18 protein-coding genes are annotated in these 21,556 nt (G+C 65.7%); 13 read left to right on the plus strand and 5 right to left on the minus strand.

What is annotated here, in order from left to right; genetic code table 11:
* The first annotated feature begins 152 nt into the window (after nt 1–152).
* The 3 genes from AC07PE_RS02025 (at nt 153) to AC07PE_RS02035 (ending at nt 2,747) form a co-directional block, all read left to right on the plus strand.
* Complete coding sequence (locus AC07PE_RS02025) at nt 153–845, plus strand: response regulator (RefSeq protein WP_498761104.1); 693 nt, start codon at nt 153–155, stop codon at nt 843–845.
* A gap of 2 nt (nt 846–847) precedes the next feature.
* Nucleotides 848–2,308 (plus strand): sensor histidine kinase, encoded by a 1,461-nt coding sequence (locus AC07PE_RS02030; protein WP_498761106.1) that lies wholly within the window; start codon nt 848–850, stop codon nt 2,306–2,308.
* A gap of 202 nt (nt 2,309–2,510) precedes the next feature.
* A complete protein-coding gene (locus AC07PE_RS02035; protein WP_498761108.1) occupies nt 2,511–2,747 on the plus strand; it encodes a hypothetical protein in 237 nt (78 codons plus the stop codon).
* Here AC07PE_RS02035 and AC07PE_RS02040 read toward each other — a convergent pair.
* On the minus strand, nt 2,744–4,063 hold the full coding sequence (locus tag AC07PE_RS02040; protein ID WP_498761110.1) for a homoserine dehydrogenase: 1,320 nt from the start codon (nt 4,061–4,063) through the stop codon (nt 2,744–2,746). The genes AC07PE_RS02035 and AC07PE_RS02040 overlap by 4 nt on opposite strands.
* A gap of 24 nt (nt 4,064–4,087) precedes the next feature.
* Nucleotides 4,088–5,314 (minus strand): pyridoxal phosphate-dependent aminotransferase, encoded by a 1,227-nt coding sequence (locus tag AC07PE_RS02045; RefSeq protein ID WP_498761112.1) that lies wholly within the window; start codon nt 5,312–5,314, stop codon nt 4,088–4,090.
* Between the two features lie 138 nt (nt 5,315–5,452).
* On the opposite strand from AC07PE_RS02045, the gene AC07PE_RS02050 reads away from it, so the two are divergent.
* The 10 genes from AC07PE_RS02050 to AC07PE_RS02095 all read left to right on the plus strand — a co-directional run bounded on the left by AC07PE_RS02050 (nt 5,453) and on the right by AC07PE_RS02095 (nt 15,687).
* Nucleotides 5,453–5,824: an Mth938-like domain-containing protein gene (locus tag AC07PE_RS02050; RefSeq protein ID WP_498761114.1), complete on the plus strand. Its 372-nt coding sequence runs from the start codon at nt 5,453–5,455 to the stop codon at nt 5,822–5,824.
* A complete protein-coding gene (locus AC07PE_RS02055; RefSeq protein ID WP_498761116.1) occupies nt 5,821–7,488 on the plus strand; it encodes a glycosyltransferase family 39 protein in 1,668 nt (555 codons plus the stop codon). Before AC07PE_RS02050 ends, AC07PE_RS02055 begins: the two co-directional genes overlap by 4 nt.
* A gap of 19 nt (nt 7,489–7,507) precedes the next feature.
* A complete protein-coding gene (locus tag AC07PE_RS02060) occupies nt 7,508–7,882 on the plus strand; it encodes an EamA family transporter (RefSeq protein ID WP_498761118.1) in 375 nt (124 codons plus the stop codon).
* A gap of 72 nt (nt 7,883–7,954) precedes the next feature.
* Nucleotides 7,955–9,094 (plus strand): DegT/DnrJ/EryC1/StrS family aminotransferase, encoded by a 1,140-nt coding sequence (locus AC07PE_RS02065; protein WP_498761120.1) that lies wholly within the window; start codon nt 7,955–7,957, stop codon nt 9,092–9,094.
* 11 nt (nt 9,095–9,105) lie between these two features.
* Nucleotides 9,106–10,089, plus strand: a complete 984-nt coding sequence (locus AC07PE_RS02070; protein WP_498762936.1) for a glycosyltransferase — start codon at nt 9,106–9,108, stop codon at nt 10,087–10,089.
* A gap of 159 nt (nt 10,090–10,248) precedes the next feature.
* Nucleotides 10,249–11,163: a formyltransferase gene (locus AC07PE_RS02075; protein WP_498761122.1), complete on the plus strand. Its 915-nt coding sequence runs from the start codon at nt 10,249–10,251 to the stop codon at nt 11,161–11,163.
* Between the two features lie 10 nt (nt 11,164–11,173).
* Nucleotides 11,174–12,214, plus strand: a complete 1,041-nt coding sequence (locus AC07PE_RS02080; protein ID WP_498761124.1) for a bifunctional UDP-4-keto-pentose/UDP-xylose synthase — start codon at nt 11,174–11,176, stop codon at nt 12,212–12,214.
* A 9-nt stretch (nt 12,215–12,223) separates the two neighbouring features.
* A complete protein-coding gene (locus AC07PE_RS02085; protein ID WP_498761126.1) occupies nt 12,224–13,159 on the plus strand; it encodes a polysaccharide deacetylase family protein in 936 nt (311 codons plus the stop codon).
* A gap of 19 nt (nt 13,160–13,178) precedes the next feature.
* The gene (locus AC07PE_RS02090) at nt 13,179–13,658 is read left to right on the plus strand and encodes a peroxiredoxin (RefSeq protein WP_498761128.1); all 480 of its coding nucleotides are present in this window, start codon (nt 13,179–13,181) and stop codon (nt 13,656–13,658) included.
* 217 nt (nt 13,659–13,875) lie between these two features.
* Entirely contained in the window at nt 13,876–15,687 is a 1,812-nt protein-coding gene (locus tag AC07PE_RS02095) for a PhoH family protein (RefSeq protein ID WP_498761130.1), read from the plus strand.
* A 78-nt stretch (nt 15,688–15,765) separates the two neighbouring features.
* On the opposite strand, the gene AC07PE_RS02100 is transcribed toward AC07PE_RS02095, so the two are convergent.
* From AC07PE_RS02100 to AC07PE_RS02110, 3 genes are read right to left on the minus strand one after another with little or no spacing between them, the layout of a single operon-like run.
* A complete protein-coding gene (locus AC07PE_RS02100) occupies nt 15,766–16,635 on the minus strand; it encodes a FecR family protein (protein WP_498761132.1) in 870 nt (289 codons plus the stop codon).
* A gap of 13 nt (nt 16,636–16,648) precedes the next feature.
* Nucleotides 16,649–19,819: a two-partner secretion domain-containing protein gene (locus AC07PE_RS02105; RefSeq protein ID WP_498761134.1), complete on the minus strand. Its 3,171-nt coding sequence runs from the start codon at nt 19,817–19,819 to the stop codon at nt 16,649–16,651.
* A gap of 17 nt (nt 19,820–19,836) precedes the next feature.
* A complete protein-coding gene (locus AC07PE_RS02110; protein WP_498761136.1) occupies nt 19,837–21,417 on the minus strand; it encodes a ShlB/FhaC/HecB family hemolysin secretion/activation protein in 1,581 nt (526 codons plus the stop codon).
* Between the last annotated feature and the right edge of the window lie 139 nt (nt 21,418–21,556).

The following is a 21,556-nucleotide window of genomic DNA, read 5'->3' on the forward strand; positions in this document are numbered from 1 at the left end:
TGCAGTGCTTTTTAGCGACTGCTGTGTTTGGAACAACTATATGCGTGCCAAGCTTTCAATCAGCTTTCAATGCCCGACTGTGGAAAACACGTAGCCAACGGCGCCGGCCATGGCGCTTTTCCCGGCGCCGGCTTTGCGCTTACACTGGCGGCATGAGAATCCTGTTAGTCGAAGACCACGTCGAACTGTCGCATTGGGTGTCGAAGGCGCTGCGCGACGCCAAACTCACCGTCGAATGCGCAGCCACCGGCGCCGACGCCGACGCCCTGCTCCATACCCAGGACTACGCGCAGGTGATCCTGGACCTGACCCTGCCCAAGATGGACGGCCTGGACGTGCTGCGCCGCCTGCGCGCACGCGGCGGCACGCGCGGCCGCACGCCGGTGCTGATCCTGACCGCGCGCGGCGGCCTGGAAGAACGGGTGCAGGGCCTGAACCTGGGCGCAGACGACTACCTGGCCAAGCCCTTCGAGCTGGCCGAGCTGGAAGCGCGCGTGAAGGCGCTGCTGCGCCGCAGCGTCGGCAACGAGGCGGTGGTGCACCAGTGCGGGCAGCTCAGCTTCGATACCGTCGGCCGCATGTTCACCTACTGCGGCGAGCCGCTGGCGCTGACGCCGCGCGAGCATGCGCTGCTGGAAGCGCTGATTTCGCGGCCGGGCAAGGCCATGTCGAAGGAAAAGCTGTTCGACGAAGTGTTTGCGCTCGACGACGAGGCCAACCTCGACGCCATCGAGCTGTACATCCACCGCATCCGCAAGAAGCTCGACCGCCGCCCGGACGGCGGCGCCGCCATCGCGACCCTGCGCGGCATCGGCTACCTGCTGCAGGAACGGCCGGCGGCCTAGCGATGAAGCCGCCCCGCTCTCCCGGCAGCCTGCGCGGCCAGCTGTTGCGCTGGCTGATCGTGCCGCTGGTGATCCTGGTGGCGCTGAACGCGGTGTCGCTCTATCGCGATGCGCTGGAGGCCGCCGACATCGCCTACGACCGCTCGCTGCTGGCCTCCACCCGCGCGCTGGCGGAGCGGGTTTCGGTCCGCGACGGCAAGGTGGTGGCCGACGTGCCCTATGTGGCGCTGGACAGCTTCGAGACCGACACCCTGGGCCGCATCTACTACCGCGTCGGCGGCCTGCAGGGCGAGACCGTGTCCGGCTACGACGACCTGCCGGCGGTGCCGAAGAACGTGCCGCGCTCGGAGCTGTATCCGGCCCTGGTGCGCTTCTACCACGCCGACTACAACGGCGAGCCGGTGCGCATCGCCGCCCTGCTGCAGCCGGTGTACGACGACACCATGCGCGGCATCGCCCTGATCCAGGTCGGCGAGACGCTGGATGCGCGGCGCGCCCTGTCGCGGCGGATCCTGGTGAATACCCTGCTGCGCCAGGCCTTGCTGGTGCTGGCGGTGGCGACGCTGGTGTGGTTCGCGGTGCGCCTGGTGCTGCAGCCGCTGATGCGCCTGAAGCAGGTGGTCGAGACGCGCGCGGTATCCGACCTGTCGGACGTCGATGCGAGCATGGTCCATCGCGAAGTGCGGCCGCTGGTGGCGGCGATGAACGGCACCATGGCGCGCATGCAGACCCTGATTGCCAGCCAGCGCCGTTTCATCGCCGACGCCTCACACCAGCTGCGCACCCCGCTCACGGTGCTCAAGACCCAGGCCGAGCTGGCACTGCGCGAAAACGACCCGGCCGCGATGCAGGCCATCGTGCGCTCGATCGCGGCCACCACCGATTCGACCGTGCACCTGGCGAACCGCCTGCTGACGCTGGCGCGCATCGAGCATGGCAGCGGCAGCGCGCGGACCGAACCGGTGTCGCTGGCGGCGCTGGCCCAGCAAGTCGGCCTCGAGCTGGCGCTGCCGGCGGTACAGAAAGGTATCGACCTGGCGCTGGAGGCCGAGGACGGCGAGGACAGCACCGTGCTGGGCCAGGAACTGCTGCTGCACGAAATGCTGAGCAACCTGGCCGACAATGCGATCCAGTACACGCCAGCCGGCGGCAGCGTGCTGCTGCGGGTGCGCCGGGTGAACGCCAACGTGCTGCTGGAAGTGCAGGACAGCGGACCCGGTATCGCCGAGGCGGAAGTCGACAAGGTGTTCATGCCCTTCTACCGCGCCCAGGCGGCGCTGGAAACAAATCCCGGCGGGACCGGGCTGGGCTTGGCGATCGTGCGGGATATTGCCAGCTTGCACGGTGCGACCCTGGCCATGGACAGCACGGACGATGGCCGCGGTCTGAAAGTGAGCGTGATGTTTGCGGCTGCGGCGATGTCGGGCGCGCACACGGACGAGTTTGTGCTTTCTCAAACCTGAGCGGGCGCCCGGCGCGGAGCATGGGAAGGACTGCCAGACAGTCCCTTTAGTATCGGCAAATGCTGCCAAACAGGAGCTGTTTGGCAACCCATATTGCGGGCCGACAAATATGCGAGACGGCAAAACTTTGAGCGCTTGAGCCAGCACAAGTCCTGTTCCGGACACGCATTCTTGTGCGCTGCAACGCGGTTAGAATTCGCCCATGAACACGACCCGTCACGCTTACAGCCACCTGGAGTACAGCGCCGCCGATGCGCTGTTCGACCAGATCGAGCAGGACCTGCTCACCCTCACGACTGCGCCGCTCGACAGCCGTAGCGCGGAGCCGCCCCAGTGCGTCGACGAGTTCGCCGACGACTTTTTCAGTTGCTGGAGCACGCTGCCCGATACGGCCGGCGGCGCCAGGGAGCGCGCCGGGCCTTCGGGATTACCGAACTAAGCGAAGGTCTCGAGACGGATACGCACGACTTTGTTGACCACCGTCGACAGCGCCTCGATTTTCGCAATCGCCGCATTGACGTACTTTTCGCGGGTCTGGTGGGTGATGATGACGATGTCGGTGCGGGCCTTCTCGCCCGGTTCCTTCTGCAGCACGGCGTCGATCGAAATGCCGGCTTCGGCCAGGATGCGGGTCAGGTCGGCCATCACGCCCAGCTGGTCCTGCACGTACACGCGCAGGTAGTAGGCGGTGCGGATCTCTTCCATCGGCAGGATCGGCAGATCGGCCAGTTCGCCCGGATGGAAAGCCAGGTGCGGCACGCGCTGGTAAGGATCGACGGTCGCCAGGCGGGTCACGTCCACAAGGTCGGCAATCACCGCGGAGGCGGTCGGCTCGGCGCCGGCGCCCTTGCCGTAATACAGCGTGGTGCCGACCGCATCGGCCTTCACCAGCACCGCATTCATCGCGCCTTCGACGTTGGCGATCAGGCGTGCGGACGGAATCAGGGTCGGGTGCACGCGCAGCTCGATGCCTTCGGCGCCGTCGACCACGGTGCGGCGGGTGATGCCGAGCAGCTTGATGCGGTAGCCCAGCTGTTCGGCGTAGCGGATGTCGACCGCCTGCAGCTGGCTGATGCCTTCGATGTGGCTGCTGGCGAACTGCATCGGAATGCCAAAGGCGATCGCTGCCATGATGGTCAGCTTGTGGGCAGCGTCCACGCCTTCGATGTCGAAGGTCGGGTCGGCTTCCGCATAGCCCAGCTCCTGGGCCTGCTTCAGCACGGTGCCGAAGTCCAGGCCCTTTTCGCGCATCTCGGACAGGATGAAGTTGGTGGTGCCGTTGATGATGCCGGCCACCGATTCGATGCGGTTGGCGGACAGGCCTTCGCGTAGTGCCTTGATGATCGGCACGCCGCCGGCCACGGCGGCCTCGAAGGCCACCATCACGCCCTTGGCCTGGGCCGCTTCGAAGATCTCGTTGCCGTGCAGGGCCAGCAGGGCCTTGTTGGCGGTAACCACGTGCTTGCCGTTGGCGATCGCCTGCAGCACCAGCTCGCGCGCCAGTTCGTAGCCGCCGATCAGCTCGACGACGATGTCGATCTCGGGATTGTTCACGACCGCGAACGGGTCGGTCACGACTTCGACCTGCTCGCCGACGATGCGGCGCGCGCGTTCGAGATTGCGGGCGGCGACCATCGCCACCTCGATGCCGCGGCCGGCGCGGCGGCGGATTTCTTCCTGATTACGCTGGAGGACGTGATAGGTGCCTGCACCGACGGTGCCGATGCCTAGCAAGCCTGCTTTGATGGGTTTCATATGTTCAGTTCTGTTCTGTCGTTCTCAGCGCGTATGTCGGCGCCGGTAGCCGTCGAGGAAGCGCGCGATGCGGCCGCACGCGTCGGTCAGGTCGTCGGAATTGGGCAGGAACACCAACCGGAAGTGATCCGGGGCGATCCAGTTGAAGCCGGTGCCTTGCACCAGCAGGACTTTTTCCTCGGACAACAGCTCGCAGATGAATTGCTGGTCGTCAGCGATCGGGTAGATCTTGGGGTCGAGGCGGGGGAACATGTACAGCGCCGCTTTTGGCTTGACGCAGGACACACCCGGAATATCGGTGAGGAGTTTGTGCGCGAGGTCGCGCTGACGCGCCAGGCGGCCGCCGGGCGCCACCAGGTCGGCGATGCTCTGGTAGCCGCCGAGCGCGGTCTGGATCGCAAACTGGCCCGGCGCATTCGCGCACAGGCGCATCGAGGCCAGCATGTTCAGGCCTTCGATATAGTCTTTCGCATGGCGCTTTTCGCCGGACACCACCATCCAGCCGGCGCGGTAGCCGCAGGAACGGTAGTTCTTCGACAGGCCGTTCAGGGTCACGAACAGCACGTCGTCAGCCAGCGAGGCCATCGACACGTGCTCTTCGCCGTCGTACAGGGTCTTGTCGTAGATCTCGTCGGCGTAGACGATCAGGCCGTGCTGGCGCGCCAGCTCGACGATCTCCAGCAGTACGTCGCGCGAATACAGCGCGCCGGTCGGGTTGTTCGGGTTGATGACGACGATCGCACGCGTGTTCGGCGTGATCTTCTTGCGCATGTCGGCAATGTCCGGCATCCAGCCGGCCTGCTCGTCGCACACGTAGTGCACCGGATTGCCGCCGGCCAGGCTGACCGCCGCCGTCCACAGCGGGTAGTCGGGCGCCGGCACCAGCACCTCGTCGCCGTTGTTGAGCAGGCCCTGCATCGCCATGACGATCAGCTCGGAGGCGCCGTTGCCCAGGTAGATGTCGTCGATCTTGACCCCGGAAATATTCTTTTCCTGGGTATAGTGCATGACCGCCTTGCGCGGTGCAAACATGCCCTTCGAGTCCGTATAGCCGGCCGCACCGTGCAGGTTGCGGATCATGTCCTGCACGATTTCGTCCGGCGGGTCGAAACCGAACACGGCCAGGTTGCCGATGTTCAGCTTGATGATCTTGTGGCCGTCGTCCTCCATCTGGCGCGCTTTTTCGAGCGCGGGGCCGCGGATTTCGTAACACACGTCATCCAGCTTGTTCGATTTCAGAATCGGTCGCAAAATGTCACCCTGCCAAAATATGAATTGTTGCAATGCGAAAAATCCCATTCTGCCCAAAGCGCCGGGATTAAGCAACCTACGGCTGGCGTTGTCATTAAACCCAGTTACAATACGCGGCTCGCGCTTTCAAAGTTCACTATGAAGCTCCATTCCAGCAATACCGAAAAATACCAGACCGTCACCGGCTACGACCAGGCCGGGGTCGAGATCAATGCCAAGCGCTACGACTACAGCGTGCTGGTGATGCCCGAGACGCCGCCGCGCGCCTGGAACGTGACCCGCTTCGAAGACCTGACGGCCGAGCATTTCGAACAGATCGCTCTTGATGCGCCCGACGTGGTGGTGCTGGGCACCGGCGAGCGCCAGCGCTTCGTGCACCCGCGCCTGATCGCCAGCCTCTCCGGCAAGCACGTGGGCGTGGAAAGCATGGACAGCCATGCCGCCTGCCGCACCTACAATATCCTGATGGGCGAAGGCCGGAAGGTAACGCTGGCGCTGATCATCGAATGAGAGAACTCCACAAGAACAAGACGCTCGTCTGGACCCTGTTCCTCGCGTTTGCCGCCGTCCTGCTGGGCGTGCTGAAGGCGCGTACCCTGGTCCCTCCCGACGAAGGGCGCTACGCCGAAATGGCGCGCGAGATGTTCGCCAGCGGCGACTGGATCACCACCCGCCTGAACGGCATCAAGTACTTCGAGAAGCCGCCGCTGCAGACCTGGATGAACGCGCTGTCCTTCGAGCTGTTCGGGCTCGGCGACTGGCAGGCGCGCCTCTGGACCGGCCTGTGCGGCCTGCTCGGCGTCGGCCTGACCGGCTACACGGGCATGCGCGTGTTCGGCAGCCGCGTCGGCTTCTACGCCGGCCTGGTGCTGGCTTCCTCCTTCTACTGGGTCGCCTGCAGCCAGGTCAATTCGCTCGACATGAGCCTGTCCGGCATGATGACGATCGCCCTGTGCGCCCTGCTGGTGGCCCAGCGCGACACCGCCACGCCGTCGGAGCAGCGCAACTGGATGCTGCTGTGCTGGGCCGGGATGGCCTTGTCCGTGCTGGCGAAAGGCCTGATCGGCCTGGTGCTGCCGGGCGGCGTGCTGGTCTTCTATACCCTGTTCTCGCGCGACTGGAAGATCTGGACCCGGCTGCACCTGGTCAAAGGTTTGCTGCTGTTCTTCCTGATCGCCACGCCCTGGTTCGTGCTGGTGGGCCTGAAGAACCCGGAGCAGCCGCATTTCTTCTTCATCCACGAGCACTTCGACCGCTTCCTGAAGACCGAGCACCACCGCGAAGCCGCCTGGTACGTGTTCTTCGTCCTGCTGGCCGCCGGCAGCGTGCCCTGGGCGGGCGTGCTTGTGCAGGGCCTGATCCTGGGCGCGAAGCCCAGCCTTGAACCGACCCGCTTCAAGCCGCGCCTGATGCTGCTGGTCTGGGTCGCTTTCATCGTCCTGTTCTTCACCAAGTCGAATTCCAAGCTGCCCGGCTACATCGTGCCGGTGTTCCCGGCCGTGGCCCTGCTGGTGGCGAACTACCTGGAAGGCGGCACGCGCCGCGGCCGCATGCTGACCGCCGGCCTGACCGTCCTTCTGGGCGCCGCGCTGCTCGGCTTCGTGCCCTTCATGCTGAAGCTGGCCCGCCATCCGGGCGAGGACGTGCTGTACGCGGCCTATCAACCGTGGGCGCTGGCCGCCGGCCTGGTGCTGCTGATCGGCGGCGCGCTGGCCATGCTGTACGCGCGCCAGATGCAGAAAGACCTGACCGTGCTGGTACTGGCGATTGCCGGTTTCGCCGGCACCGAGCTGCTGCTCACCGGCTTCGAGCCGATCGGCCAGGTGCGCGCCGGCGTCAGGCTGCTGCCCGCCATGCAGGCGGAAGGCGCCGGCAATCCGGCCACCCGCGTGTACTCGGTCGGCATCTACGAGCAGTCGCTGACCTTCTACCTGGGCCGCACCGTGACCCTGGTCGACTACACGGACGAATTCAGCTTCGGCCTGGAACAGCAGCCGGAACTCGCCATCCCGACCATCCCGGCCTTCCTGGAACGCTGGCGTGCCGACGCTGCCGCCGGCGTGAAGAGCATCGCCATCGTCCGGCCGGAATTCGTGGCCCAGTTCCAGGCCCAGGGCGTGCCGCTGCGGGTCATTGCCGGCGATGCGCGCCGCACCGTGATCGCCACCCGCTGATCCCCATTTACACGAAGTCATGAACCTCTCTACTTTCGCATTCATCATTTCCGGCGTGCTGCTGAACGCCGTCGCCCAGGTGCTGCTCAAGGCCGGCACCAACGCCCTCGGCGGCGCCATCCATCTCACGTTCAGCAACGCCTTCGAGACCTTCATCCGGGTCGCCAGCCAGCTGCCCATCCTCGGCGGCCTGGCCTGCTACGCGCTGTCGCTGGTGGTGTGGATCATGGGCCTGTCGCGCACCGACGTGACCATCGCCTACCCGATGCTCTCGCTGGGCTACGTGGTGGCGGCGGCCGGCGCCTGGCTGTTCCTGGGCGAAACCATCTCGCCGCAGCGCCTGCTGGCCATCGCCGTGATCATGGTCGGCGTGTTCCTTCTGGCGCGTTCCTGAGCGTCCTGCAGCCGAGCAGGCTGATAAAATGACATCCGCATTTCCATCAATAACATTCCGATCGAGTTACCCATGACTGCCGAGCTGCCCTTCCTGCCGTTTTCCCGGCCCACCATCGACGAAGACACCATTGCCGCCGTTGGCGAAGTGCTGCGCTCCGGCTGGATCACCACCGGTCCGAAGAACCAGGCGCTCGAAGCCCTGCTCTCGGCCTACTTTGGCGGGCGCCCGGTGCGCACCTTCAATTCCGGCACCTGCACGATGGAGATCGCCCTGCGCATCGCCGGCATCGGGCCGGGCGACGAGGTGATCACCACCCCGAATTCCTGGGTTGCGACGGCCAATGTCATTATCGAAGTGGGCGCGACCCCGGTGTTCGCCGACATCGATCCGCTCACCCGCAACATCGACCTCGACAAGATGGAAGCGGCGATCACCCCGCGTACCAAGGCCATCATCCCGGTCCACCTGACCGGCCTGCCGGTCGACATGGACCGCCTGTACGCGATCGCGAAAAAACACAATCTGCGCGTGGTCGAAGATGCGGCCCAGGCCCTGGGCTCGCAATGGAAGGGCAAGCCGATCGGCTCCTTCGGCGACTTCGCCTCCTTCAGCTTCCAGGCCAACAAGAACATCACCACCGGCGAAGGCGGCTGCCTGGTCCTGAACAACGAGGAAGAAGCGCGCCTGGCAGAGAAATACCGCCTGCAGGGCGTGACCCGCAGCGGCGTGGACGGCATCGACGTCGACGTGCTCGGCGGCAAGTACAACCTGAGCGACATCCTGGCCGCCATCGGCCTGGGCCAGATGAAGAACCTGGAAAAGATCACCGCCCACCGCGCGATGCTGGCCCAGCACTATTTCGACTGCTTCGGCCCCGACTTCGAGGCGCAGACCGGCGTCACGCTGCCGGTGAAGGCCTTCGGCGCCACCAACTGGCACCTGTTCCAGATCGTTCTGCCGGACAATGGCCCGGACACCCGCGCCGAGTTCATGACCCGCCTGCAGAAGGAACACAATGTCGGCACCGGCTACCACTACCGGCCGATCCACCTGTTCACGATGTACCGCGAGCGCGGCTTTACCGACGGGCAATTCCCGGTGGCCGAGAAGATCGGCCGCCTGAACGTGACCCTGCCGATGTTCTATGCCATGACCAAGGCCGACGTCGAGCGCGCCGTGGCGGCAGTCAAATCGGTGCTGGCAAAATGACGGCCATGGGCATGAAACCGGAACTGTCGATCGTCATTCCGGTCTACAACGAAGAAGCCGGCCTGGGCAATCTGTTCGCGCGCCTCTACCCGGCCATGGACAAGCTGGGGATTCCCTACGAGGTCGTGTTCATCAATGACGGCAGCCGTGACAACTCGGTGTCCATCCTGGCCGAGCAGTACCGCAAGCGTCCGGACGTAACCCGCGTGGTGCTCTTCAACGGCAACTACGGCCAGCACATGGCCATCCTCGCCGGCTTCGAGCAGACCCGCGGCGACATCGTGATCACCCTCGACGCCGACCTGCAGAACCCGCCGGAAGAGATCCACAAGCTGGTCGCCAAGATGCGCGAAGGCTACGACTACGTCGGCTCGATCCGCCGCAAGCGCCAGGACTCGGCATGGCGCACGGTGGCCTCGAAGGCCATGAACCGCCTGCGCGAGCGCATCACCAACATCCACATCACCGACCAGGGCAACATGCTGCGCGCCTACGGCCGCAACGTGATCGACCTGGTCAACCAGTGCGCCGAGGTGAACACCTTCGTGCCGGCGCTGGCCTATAAATTCTCGCGCAAGCCGACCGAGATCGTGGTCGAACACGAGGAACGCGCGGCCGGCGAATCGAAGTATTCGCTGTACAGCCTGATCCGCCTGAACTTCGACCTGATGACCGGCTTCTCGCTGGTGCCGCTGCAGATCTTCTCGCTGCTGGGCATCACGATGTCGCTGCTGTCGGCCCTGCTGGTGCTGTTCCTGCTGGTGCGCCGCTTCATCCTGGGCGCCGAAGCCGAAGGCGTGTTCACCCTGTTCGCGATCGCCTTCTTCTTCATGGGCGTGATTTTGTTCGGCATCGGCCTGGTGGGCGAGTACGTCGGCCGGATCTACCAGCAGGTGCGCGCGCGGCCGCGCTATGTGGTGGCGACCATCTTGCAGGGCCTGCCGGCTTCCGAGGCGGAGACCGGCGAGGTCGAGAAGCGGCACGTGGTGCGCTGAAACCCGATACGTCATCCCCGCGAAAGCGGCGATCCATGCTGAAGCGCCGAAGTTGGCAAGACAGGCACTGCGCTGAGTGTGCGAGTTCCGATGCTCAGTATGGATTCCCGCGTTCGCGGGAATGACGATAACTTCATTCCGACGAATCTGCATCCTCACATGAACAACCCACAAAAACGCGCAGTCGTCTTCGCCTACCACAACGTCGGCGTCCGCTGCCTGAAAGTCCTGCTCGCCGGCGGCGTCGACGTCGCCCTGGTCGTCACCCACCAGGACAGCGCCACCGAGAACATCTGGTTCGAGTCCGTGCAGTCGCTGTGCGAAACCGAAGGCATCCCCTTCATCACGCCCGACGACCCGAAGTCGCCCGAGCTGCTGGCGCAAGTGAAAGCGGTGCAGCCGGACCTGATGTTCAGCTTCTACTACCGCAACATGCTGCCGCAGGCCATCCTCGACGTCGCCCCGGCCTACAACATGCATGGTTCGCTGCTGCCGGAATACCGCGGCCGCGCGCCGACCAACTGGGCGGTGCTGCACGGCGCGACCCAGGCCGGCGCCACGCTGCACGAGATGACCGCCAAGCCGGACGCCGGCGCCATCGTGGCCCAGCAGGCCGTGCCCATCCTGCCCGACGACACCGCCTTCGAAGTCTTCGGCAAGGTCACCGTGGCGGCCGAGCTGGCGCTCTACAATGTGCTGCCGCAGCTGCTGGCCGGCACCGCGCCGCGCACGCCGAACGACCTCACGAAAGGCGGCTACTTCGGCGGGCGCAAGCCGGAAGACGGCCGCATCGACTGGACCAAACCCGCCCAGCAGGTCTACAACCTGCACCGTGCGGTGGCCCCGCCCTATCCCGGCGCCTTTACCGACATCGGCCCGCGCCGTTACGTGATCGAACGCGCCCGCCTCTACCGCGGCGATCCGGCCGGGAAAATCACCGGTTTGCCGCCCGGTCTGGCAGTGGTGGATAATGCGATCCTCGGCGTGTGCGGCGACGGCCGCGCGCTCATCATCCACAGCCTGCTGGCCGACGGCTTGCGAATCTCGCCGGCCGAACTGAAAGCCTCGCTTTGAAGACCACCCTATGAAAAAAGTCCTTATCCTCGGCGTCAACGGCTTCATCGGCCACCACCTGTCCAAGCGCATCCTCGAGACCACCGATTGGGAGGTCTATGGCATGGACATGAGCATGGACCGCATCGGCGACCTGCTCGCCCATCCGCGCATGCACTTCTTCGAAGGCGACATCACGATCAACAAGGAATGGGTCGAGTATCACGTCAAGAAGTGCGACGTGATCCTGCCGCTGGTGGCGATCGCCACGCCGTCGACCTATGTGCAGCAGCCGCTGCGCGTGTTCGAGCTGGACTTCGAGGCGAATCTGCCCATCGTCCGCTCGGCCGCCAAGTACGGGAAGCACCTGGTGTTCCCGTCGACCTCGGAAGTCTACGGCATGTGCCACGACGGCGAGTTCGATCCGGAGAACTCGGAACTGGTCTACGGCCCGATCAACAAGCCGCGCTGGATCTATGCCTGCTCCAAACAGCTGATGGACCGCGTGATCTGGGGCTACGGCATGGAAGGCCTGAACTTCACCCTGTTCCGCCCCTTCAACTGGGTCGGCGCCGGCCTGGACTCGATCCACACGCCCAAGGAAGGCAGCTCGCGCGTGCTGACCCAGTTCTTCGGCCACATCGTGCGCGGCGAGCCCATCTCGCTGGTCGACGGCGGTGCGCAGAAGCGCGCCTTCACCTACATCGATGACGGCATCGAGGCCCTCATGAAGATCATCGAGAACAAGGACGGCAAGGCCACGGGCCAGATCTACAACATCGGCAACCCGGTCAACAACTACTCGATCCGCGAACTGGCCGACATGATGCTGAAGCTGGCCGCCGAGTACCCGGAATACGCGGCCGGCGCGCAGAAGGTGCAGATCGTCGAGACCAGCTCGGGCGCCTACTACGGCGCCGGCTACCAGGACGTGCAGAACCGCGTGCCGAAGATCGACAACACCAAGCAGGACCTGGACTGGGCGCCGACCACCAGCATGGCCGACGCGCTGCGCCACATCTTCGATGCTTACCGCGGCCAGGTGGCGGCGGCCCAGGCGCTGATGGATTAAGGGCGTATCTTGGCACCCCTGCTCGTTCTCAAAATCGACGTCGACACCTACCGCGGCACGCTCGAAGGCGTGCCGAACCTGGTGCGCATGCTGACCAGGCACGCCGCCGGCGCGACCTTCCTGTTCTCGCTCGGCCCCGACCATACCGGCCGGGCAATGCGGCGCGCGCTGCGTCCCGGCTTCTTCCAGAAGGTCTCGCGCACCTCGGTGGTCGAGCACTACGGCTTCAAGACCCTGATGTACGGCGTGCTGCTGCCCGGACCGGATATCGGCGTCAAGGGCGCGGCCGAGATGCGCGCCACGCGCGACGCCGGCTTCGAATGCGGCATCCACACCTGGGACCACGTGCGCTGGCAGGACAATGTCCGCGCCCGCCACGCCCGGTGGACCGACGCCATGATGGAGAAGTGCGAGCAGCGCTACGCCCAGGTCTTCGGCGAGGCGCCGCATACCCATGGCGCGGCCGGCTGGCAGATGAACGAGCACGCCTTCCGCCGCCACGACAGCCAGGGCTATGCCTATGCCTCGGACGGCCGCGCCATGCTGCTCGAAAACGGCGCCCTGGCCCACCCGCAGGCCGGCCCCTACCGCTTCCAGGGCATGCGCCACATCCAGATGCCGACCACGCTGCCCACGCTGGACGAGCTGCTGGGCCGCGAAGTCGACGGCGCCGAGCTGACGACGGCGAATATCGCCGCCCACCTGCTCAAGCTGACGGCGGAAAACCGGCGCGATCACGTGTATACCCTGCACGCAGAACTTGAAGGACAGAAACTTGCCCCCATCTTCGAGCAGCTGTTGTCAGGTTGGAAAGCTCAAGGCTACCGGCTTGTCTCGATGGCGGACTATTATGAGAAGATAAAGCATGACCCGCTGCCCGAATACCCGGTTCAGTGGGGCGAATTACCGGGACGGTCGGGAGAGCTGATCGTCCTTGATACCTGATCCTGACAGGAGAACACCCGTGGCCGACAGCCCCAGCGCAGCACCCACCGAACCCTTGACCAATTTCAGTGCGCCGATGACGGGCGAGCAGACCTTCGAACTGCAGGGCCGCCCGGCCAAGTACACGGTGCTGTATTTCTATCCGAAGGACAACACCCCCGGCTGCACTACCGAAGCCATGGCCTTCCGCGACCACCATGACGAGTTCACCGGGCTGGGCGCTTCCATCTACGGCCTCAGCCGCGACTCGCTGCGCTCCCACGAGAGCTTCAAGGCCAAGCTCGGCCTGCCCTTCGAACTGATTTCCGACCCCGAGGAAGCGGTCTGCAACCAGTTCGATGTCATGAAGATGAAAAACATGTACGGTAAGAAAGTACGAGGGGTCGAGCGCAGTACGTTTGTCATTGACGCTAACGGCAAAGTGGTGAAAGAATGGCGTGGCGTGAAAGTCAATGATCACGTCAATGAAGTGCTGGAATTTCTGAAGAGCCAGCCCTGAACGGATGGCTCGGTTATCGCTAACCTGAAGCCATTACGTCGCCTATTTTGAGTCCCAGTTTTACCTCAACGCATCTTTCCAATCTGGCCACCGGCCCCGCTCTCATATCGAGACGGCCGGTAGCCGCGCAGCTCCCCCCACGGTTGCATCTGTCCGGCCCGGCGGCGCACATGCCCGCACGGTGCATTTTTCCGACTTCATTACGATTGAGAGCCTGATGCCACTACCGAAAATACCAAGCAAGCCGGCGACCATTCTGCTGGCCAAAGATTACCCCAAAGCCGAACCCGGCAAATCGCCTGTCCGCGCAGCCGCGAAGGCGGAGAACGATCCTGTCGAAGACCTGATCAGCGGCGAAGCCGTGCCGGCCAAGCCTGCCCGTGCACGCAAGTCCAAGGCCGCACTGCTGGTCGAAGCGCCGTCGCGCGAAGCCACGCCCGCCGGCCGCGCTGCAACGGCTGCGCCCTCGCCTGCACCCGCCCCTGCCCGCGCTGACAAGAGCGGCAAGAACGGCGTGACTGCGAAGCTGCGCGAAACCGACATGAACGAGCCGCATCCGGTCAAGCACAAGCCGGTCGAGGTCAACGTCAAGTCCTCGGCCAGCCGCAAGGCCGACAGCGCCGGCGCCACCAAGATGTTCGTGCTCGACACGAATGTGCTGATGCACGACCCGACCTCGCTGTTCCGCTTCGAGGAGCACGACGTCTACCTGCCGATGATGACGCTCGAGGAGCTCGACAACCACAAGAAGGGCATGTCGGAAGTCGCGCGCAATGCCCGCCAGGTGTCGCGCACGCTGGACGCCCTGATCGCCAACACCGACGACGACGCCATCGAGACCGGCATCCCGCTGGCCAAGCTGGGCAACAAGGATGCGCGCGGCCGCCTGTACTTCCAGACCCGCCTGAACGCCGCCGCGCTGCCGGAAGGCCTCCCGTCCGGCAAGGCCGACAACCAGATCCTGGGTGTGGTCCGCGCGCTGGAAAGCGACCAGTCGGGCCGCGCGATCGTGCTGGTGTCGAAGGACATCAACATGCGCATCAAGGCGCGCGCCCTGGGCCTGGCCGCCGAGGACTACTTCAACGACCACGTGCTGGAAGACACCGACCTGCTGTACTCGGGCATCGTCCAGCTGCCGGACGACTTCTGGGACAAGCATGGCAAGAACATGGAGTCCTGGCAGGAGATCAAGGGCGGCAACTCGTCGACCTACTACCGCGTCACCGGCCCCTTCATCCCTTCGCTGCTGGTGAACCAGTTCGTGTTCTTCGAGCCGAACAACGGCGAGGCGCCCTTCCAGGGCCAGGTCAAGGAAATCAACGGCAAGACAGCCGTGTTCCAGACCCTGCGCGACTACAGCCACAACAAGAACAACGTGTGGGGCATCACCGCCCGCAACCGCGAGCAGAACTTCGCCCTGAACCTCCTGATGAACCCGGAGGTCGACTTCATCACCCTGCTCGGCCAGGCCGGTACCGGCAAGACCCTGCTGGCGCTGGCGGCGGGCCTGGCGCAGGTGCTGGAGACCAAGGTCTACAACGAGATCATCGTCACCCGCGTCACGGTGCCGGTGGGCGAAGACATCGGCTTCCTGCCGGGTACCGAGGAAGAGAAGATGTCGCCATGGATGGGCGCCTTCGACGACAACCTCGAAGTGCTCATGAAGGGCGACAGCGACGCCGGCGACTGGGGCCGCGCCGCCACCCAGGACCTGATCCGTTCGCGCATCAAGATCAAGTCGCTCAACTTCATGCGCGGCCGCACCTTCGTCAACAAGTTCCTGATCATCGACGAGGCCCAGAACCTGACGCCCAAGCAGATGAAGACCTTGGTCACGCGCGCCGGTCCGGGCACCAAGATCCTCTGCCTCGGCAACATCGCGCAGATCGACACGCCTTACCTGACCGAAGGCTCGAGCGGCCTGACCTACGTGGTCGACCGCTTCAAGGGCTGGAGCCATGGCGGCCACGTGACCCTGGCGCGCGGCGAGCGTTCGCGCCTGGCGGATCACGCCAGCGACGTGCTCTAAATTTCAGACCGCACGTAGCAAAAAGCCTGCGATCCCGGAAGGGACGCAGGCTTTTTTATTTGTCGCACCGGACGATGCTCAGCGCACGATGCAATCCACCGTCGCTTTATCCGAGGAACCGCCCGCCGAGGCCTGCGGCCCACCCGACCCGCCGTTGAAACTCGGCGGCGGCGCGAACTGCAGGCCGGTATTCGGCGGCACGATCACCGGCGGCTGGTTCACGCCCGGGACGTAGCCGAACTGGCCCGCCTGAAAGCCCAGCGCGCCGCCGTTGTTGGTGACGATGATGGCGCCGTCGGTGACCTGCAGGTGCAGGCCGGGCGCGAGCACCGGTGCGCCGACTGGCGTCTTCTGATCCGGCTTGCTGCCGATGGCGGCGGGACCGTCGGCGCCGCGCGCCTGCTTGCCCTCGCCAAAGCCGGGCGGCGGATTCTTGCCGGGCGCGGACAGGCCCTCGAGGCTGTCGACGTGGTCCACCACGGCCATCCCCTGCGGCTGCGGCGCCGGCGGCGGCACGTATTGCACGATGAAGGTGGTGCCGCGGATGCCGATGGTGGCGCTCGGCGTCTTCAGCGAGAACTTCTCCTTGTTGCGCTTGCCCAGCAGGCCCGTGACCGAGCGCAGGCCGCCCTTGACCAGGTCGAAGGCGGCGCTGTCGGCGTCCGGCTTGCCGGCGTCGTAGTTGAAGTTGTCGACGCGGAAGGTGGTGCCGGGCTTCAGCGTGATCTCGCTGTTGTCGACGAAACGGATCTGGGCATAGGTGTTCTTCTCGGACACCAGGGTATCGCCGTTCTCGATTTCCGACTTCATGCCCAGCACCTTGACGCTGCCGTCGGCCTTGCGGTCGAGCAGCGGGCCGCTCAAATGAGCAACCACACCGACCACTTGAGCAGCCCAGGCGCTACCGCCGGCCAGCAGCAGCACCGCGCACAGCAGGGATTTCAGCATGTTCGCCACGCCCTTAGTTGCAGTACATTTTGGTGGCTGGTTTTTCATTCTTTGCTCCCGTGTTTTCCGCTTGCGCCGGACCAGCGGCGCGGCCGCCCTGGCCAGGATTCTTGTCGTCTTGTGCCCCGCCCTGCCCCGCGCCCGGCGGCGTGGCGCCCGCCGTGCCCAAGTTGATCAGCTGGACCGTGCTCTGGACCGCTTGCGATACCTGCTTGCCGTCCGTATTCTGCGCACCGCCGCCGTTGCCGTTGAAGATGACGCAGCTCGCGTCGCCTGGATGGGTGCCGCAGAAGTCCGGCCGCGGCAGCACGGCTTCGCAGCCCGGCGTGGCCGGCGAGGCCGCACAGGCCTGCAGACTTGGCAGGCGCACGCTGCAACCCTGCAGGCTCGGGCTGGCGATACATTGGCTCAGCGTCGGCAGCACGGCGTCGCAGCCGCGCTCGGAACTCCTGGCCACGCACTGCGACAGGGTCGGCAGCACGCCGCTGCAGCTGGCGTCGTTCGGCTTGCTCAGGCAGGACTGGAAGGTCGCCTCCAGCACCTGGGCGCAGCCCTCGGCCGACGGCGTCACTTTGCAGACTGGCAGCTTGGGCAGCACGTCCTCCAGGCAGCCTGCGCCTTCCGGATGGGCCACGCAGTTCAGGAACTGGTCGCGCGCCAGCACCGGTGCGCAGCCGTAGATGCCGGTGTCCGCACGGCACTCGGCCAGGGTCGGCAGGGTCTGGGCGCAAGCCGGTGCAGCCGGATTGGCGATACAGGCCGTCACCGCATCGTGGCGCTGGATCACCGTGCCGCAGCCGTAGCCGGACGAATTCGCCTGGCAGCTGTCGTAGCTCGGGATCTTGGCCGCGCAACCCGGCTGCTTCGGATCGGCCAGGCAGACGTCGATCTCATGCTGAGCCAGCACCACGCTGCAGCCCGGGGCCGCCGGGTTGGCCTGGCAGGTCTCGAGCTTCGGCAGCACCTTGCCGCAGTTGGCGCCGTTCGGGTCTATCGTACAGGCCTGCACCGCTTTCGAGATGAGGTCGGCGCAGCCGGCCGCACCCGGGGTGACAAGGCAGGCTTCCAGAGTCGGCGGTGCAGGCGGCGGTGGTGGCGGTGAGCTCACGTCCGAAACCGTGCCACTCGCGACCTGCGTCGTGGCCGCGGCAATACTCACCGCGCCGCTGATGGAGGAGACACTGGCGCCTGGGCTGATTTCCACCGTGCCGCTGCCGCCGTCAAGCGCGATCGCTTTCGATGCCGTTATGCTGCCGCTCACCTTGATCCGGCTATCGGAACCGCTTCCCGTCGTGTACAGCGTGGCCAGTACCTGGCTGTTCGGGCCGGAACTCAGGTTGATCGAACCAGGTACCGAGATGTTTCCGGTATTTTCCAGGACCAGGCTGCTCGACGCCGTCAGGTTCGCATCGATGGTGATGGGACCGGTATGGCGGCTGTTGCCGAGATTAATCTCGAACAGGCCGGAACTCAGGCGGCCCAGGGTCGCGGCGTCGAGCCAGAGTACGCCGGGGTCCGCGGTGCCGGCGCCGACGACAATGGCGCGGCCCGGGTCGTAGGAGGTGAAGCTGAGGATCGGCAGCTGGGCACTGGTGCCCTTGTCGATGCTGCCGGACAGCGTCACCTTGTTGGCGGCGATGTCGATGTAATTGCCGGTGGCGAGCGAGCCGCCGGCGCCGAGGATGAAGGCATTCCCGGCGCGGAAATCGAGGTCGCCGTCGCGGCTGGCGACGCGGGCGTTGACGCTGATGTCGTTGCCGGCCTGGGCGCGCACGCTGCCCGCGGCTTCGATCGTATTGCTGATGGTAAGGTCGTGCTGGGCCTGCAGCACCACGTCGGTGCCGGCGGCCGTCAAGGTGGCCGGGGCGATGCGGGTGACGCCGGTCTGCGCGCCGTTGGCGCTGGAAGCCACGTCCTTCGCGCTGGCGGTGCCGCTGGCGACGACTTCGATGTCATAGGGGTCGAGCAGCCAGCTGCCGTTCTTGCCGGCCTTGCCGCCGGCGGCGCTGACGCTCACGCCGTCCACGCTCAGCAGATGGCCCGAGGTCTCGACCAGGCCGCCGTTGCCGCTGCCCGCGCCGCGCGCGGAGATGCTGCCGGCCGCGCGGGTCTCGCCATCCGACCACAGCACGACCTTGCCGCCCTGGCCCTCGCCGGTGGCGTCGGCGCTGATGCTTGCGCCGGCGTCCATGCGGGTCGATTGCGCGCGCTGCACGCTGCCGCCGCCTTGATAGTCGCCGCCCACCAGCACGCTGCCGCCGACCTGCTTGCCGCCGGCGTCCACGCTGGCCTGGCCTTCGATGGCGACCTGGCCGCCCAGCACCTGGATCTCGCCGCCCTGGCCCGCGCCCCTTGCGCTGGTCGCGCTGCCGGCGCCCAGCGTCGTCATGCCGCTGGCTTTCAGGACGATCTTGCCGTTCGCGCCGACCACGGCGCTGTCCGCGTTCACCAGGCCGCGCTGGTTCACCAGCGCGCCGAAGATGCCGATGCGGCCGCCCTCGGCGACCAGCTTGCCGAGGTTGAGCGCCTGGTCGCCGGGCGCCGAGACCACCACCTGCAGGTTGGGGTCGGAGGAATCGACCAGCTGCACGCTGCGGCCGGCCGCCAGCACCACCTCGCCGTTCGGGGCGCTGACGATGCCGTTGTTCTCGACGTTCGGCGCGATCAGGAAGACCTTGCCGCCGTTCGGCGTCGTGATGGCGCCGTCGTTGCGCACCGTGCCCGCGGCAGCGCCGGCCTGGAAGTTCTTCTTCCCGGCCAGGAAATCGGCGTCGGACAGGTTCAGGGTCGAGGCCACCAGGCCGTTCACGTCCACGCGCGCGCCCTGGCCGAACAGGATGCCGTTCGGGTTGATCAGGAAGACCTTGCCGTTCGATTGCAGGGCGCCGAGGATCTTCGTCGGGTCCTGGCCGACAATGCGGTTCAGCACCGCGCTGTCGCTGCTCTGCTGGATGAAGCGGGTGATCTCGCCGGCCCCGATATTGAAGCTCTGCCAGTTGATGATGGTGCCGGGCGTGTTCGTGATCGAGAACACGTTGCCCTGCTGGTTGAAGCTGGCCTGGCCGGCCACCACCTGCGGCAGGGTCGGCGCGGCTTGCGCGGCGGGGCCGCCCAGGTAGCAGGCGGCGAGCAGCAGCGCGCTCGCCTTGCGCCGGAAGCTGCCTTGTTCGATAGTCGTCGTCATTGTCGTTCCCCGTTCCATCAATAGGCCAGGCCTACGCGGACATGAAGCTTGTTCTTGCTGGTGGCCTGGACCTGGCCGGTGTGGATGCCGTGGCCGTAGTCGAGCTGCACGCTGGCCTTGTCGCCGGCCGCGAAGCGCAGGCCCAGGCCCACGCTGGAGATCGCGGTGCGGCGCAGTTCGCCCGGCAAGATGTGGTTGCGCTGACCCCAGGCGCTGTCGTAGAAGCCCAGCAGGCGGCACTGCCAGAAGGCGCGCGTGCACAGGTTGGGCGTGTACAGCTCGACGTTGGTGACGAAGCCGGAGTCGGTGGCCAGGTCGCGCTCGCCGAAGCCGCGCACCGTGGTCGAGCCGCCGGCGCCGAACTGCTCGCCCGGCACCAGCGCGTCGCCGGTGGCCTGGCCGTTCAGCAGCACGCGGGTCTGCCAGTCGCCGGCGATCACGTTCGAGATCGCGGCCGAGAAGCGCAGCATGCTGTAGCTGGCCTTGGCGTTTGCCCGCACCGACGCGAAATCGCGGGTGCCGCCGCGCGACCCGCCTGCGATGTTCTGCAGGACGGTCAGCGCGAAGCTGGCTTCGCCGTCGGCGGTGACGGCATTGCCGGCCCAGCCAAAACTCAGCGGGTGCACGGTGACGTCGTTGCCGAAGTTCTGGCCGCCGAAGACGACGTTATTCTTGAATGCCTTGTAGTCGACGCCATAGACCAGGCGCGACTCCAGGCTGCCGCGCTTGGCCAGCGCATGCGTGTATCGGGCGCCGTAGACCGCGCCCTTGCCGCTCACGGCCAGGTCGAAGATGCCGGCATTGACGGTACCCGAGTCGACGTTCGAGTAGCTGGCGAACAGGTCGACGGCATCGCCGAGGCTGTACAGCGGGATGTGATAGCCGGCCGACCAGACGGCCACGCGGTCGGGACGCTCGGCGGTGGTGGTGTACTGCAGCGAGCCGACATGGTCGCGGCCCCACAGGTTGGCATGCTGGAGCATCACGCCGGCGTGGGTTTCGCCGGTGGCTTCGGTGCCGGTGTTATCAAGGCTGACCATGACTTTCCACGGGCGCTCGTCCACCACCTCGACGCGGGCTTCGACTTCGTCGTCGGCTTCCGCGCCGGCCAGGTTCAGCTTCACTTTCTTGGCTGGGTTCTCGTTCACCAGGCGGAGATTGGCGGAGACTTCCTGCAGGTTCGGGGTCCGGCCCGGCTGCAGCGTCGGCAGGCCTGCACGGATGTTCGCCTCACTAAAGTAGCGGTTGCCGCCGACCGCCACACGGGATAAACGGGTCTGGATCACGTTCAGGCGCACCACGCCGCCGTTCAGTTCCTGCTCGGGCAGCTGGACGGTGACGACCTGGTAGCCGCGCGCGTGGTACAGCGCCTCGAGCGCTTCGAGGGCACGCTGGACATCACCGAAATCGCGTCCCGGCCCGGTAAAGGGCGCCACCGCGGCCTGCACCTCGGCGGGCGCCAGCAAGGTATTGCCGCTGACCTCGAAGCGGCTGATCTGGAAACGGACCTCGTCGTCCGCCCACGCTGCGCCGACGGCGGCGGCCAGCACGGTCGCTGCGAACAGGCGTGCCAGGTGATGCGTCATATTCTTGTTCATTTTGTCGTGGAAGAAACCCCTGTGAGCGCAAGTGTAAACATGGATCACTTGCCTAGGAGAAAATTTCATGAAAATAGGGAATCTTCCCCTCGTGGTGGGGGGATTGGGCGGCGCCGGCGTTGCACGAGCGATACAGGCT

The organism is Telluria sp. GW821-FHT07G12 (assembly GCF_059418525.1).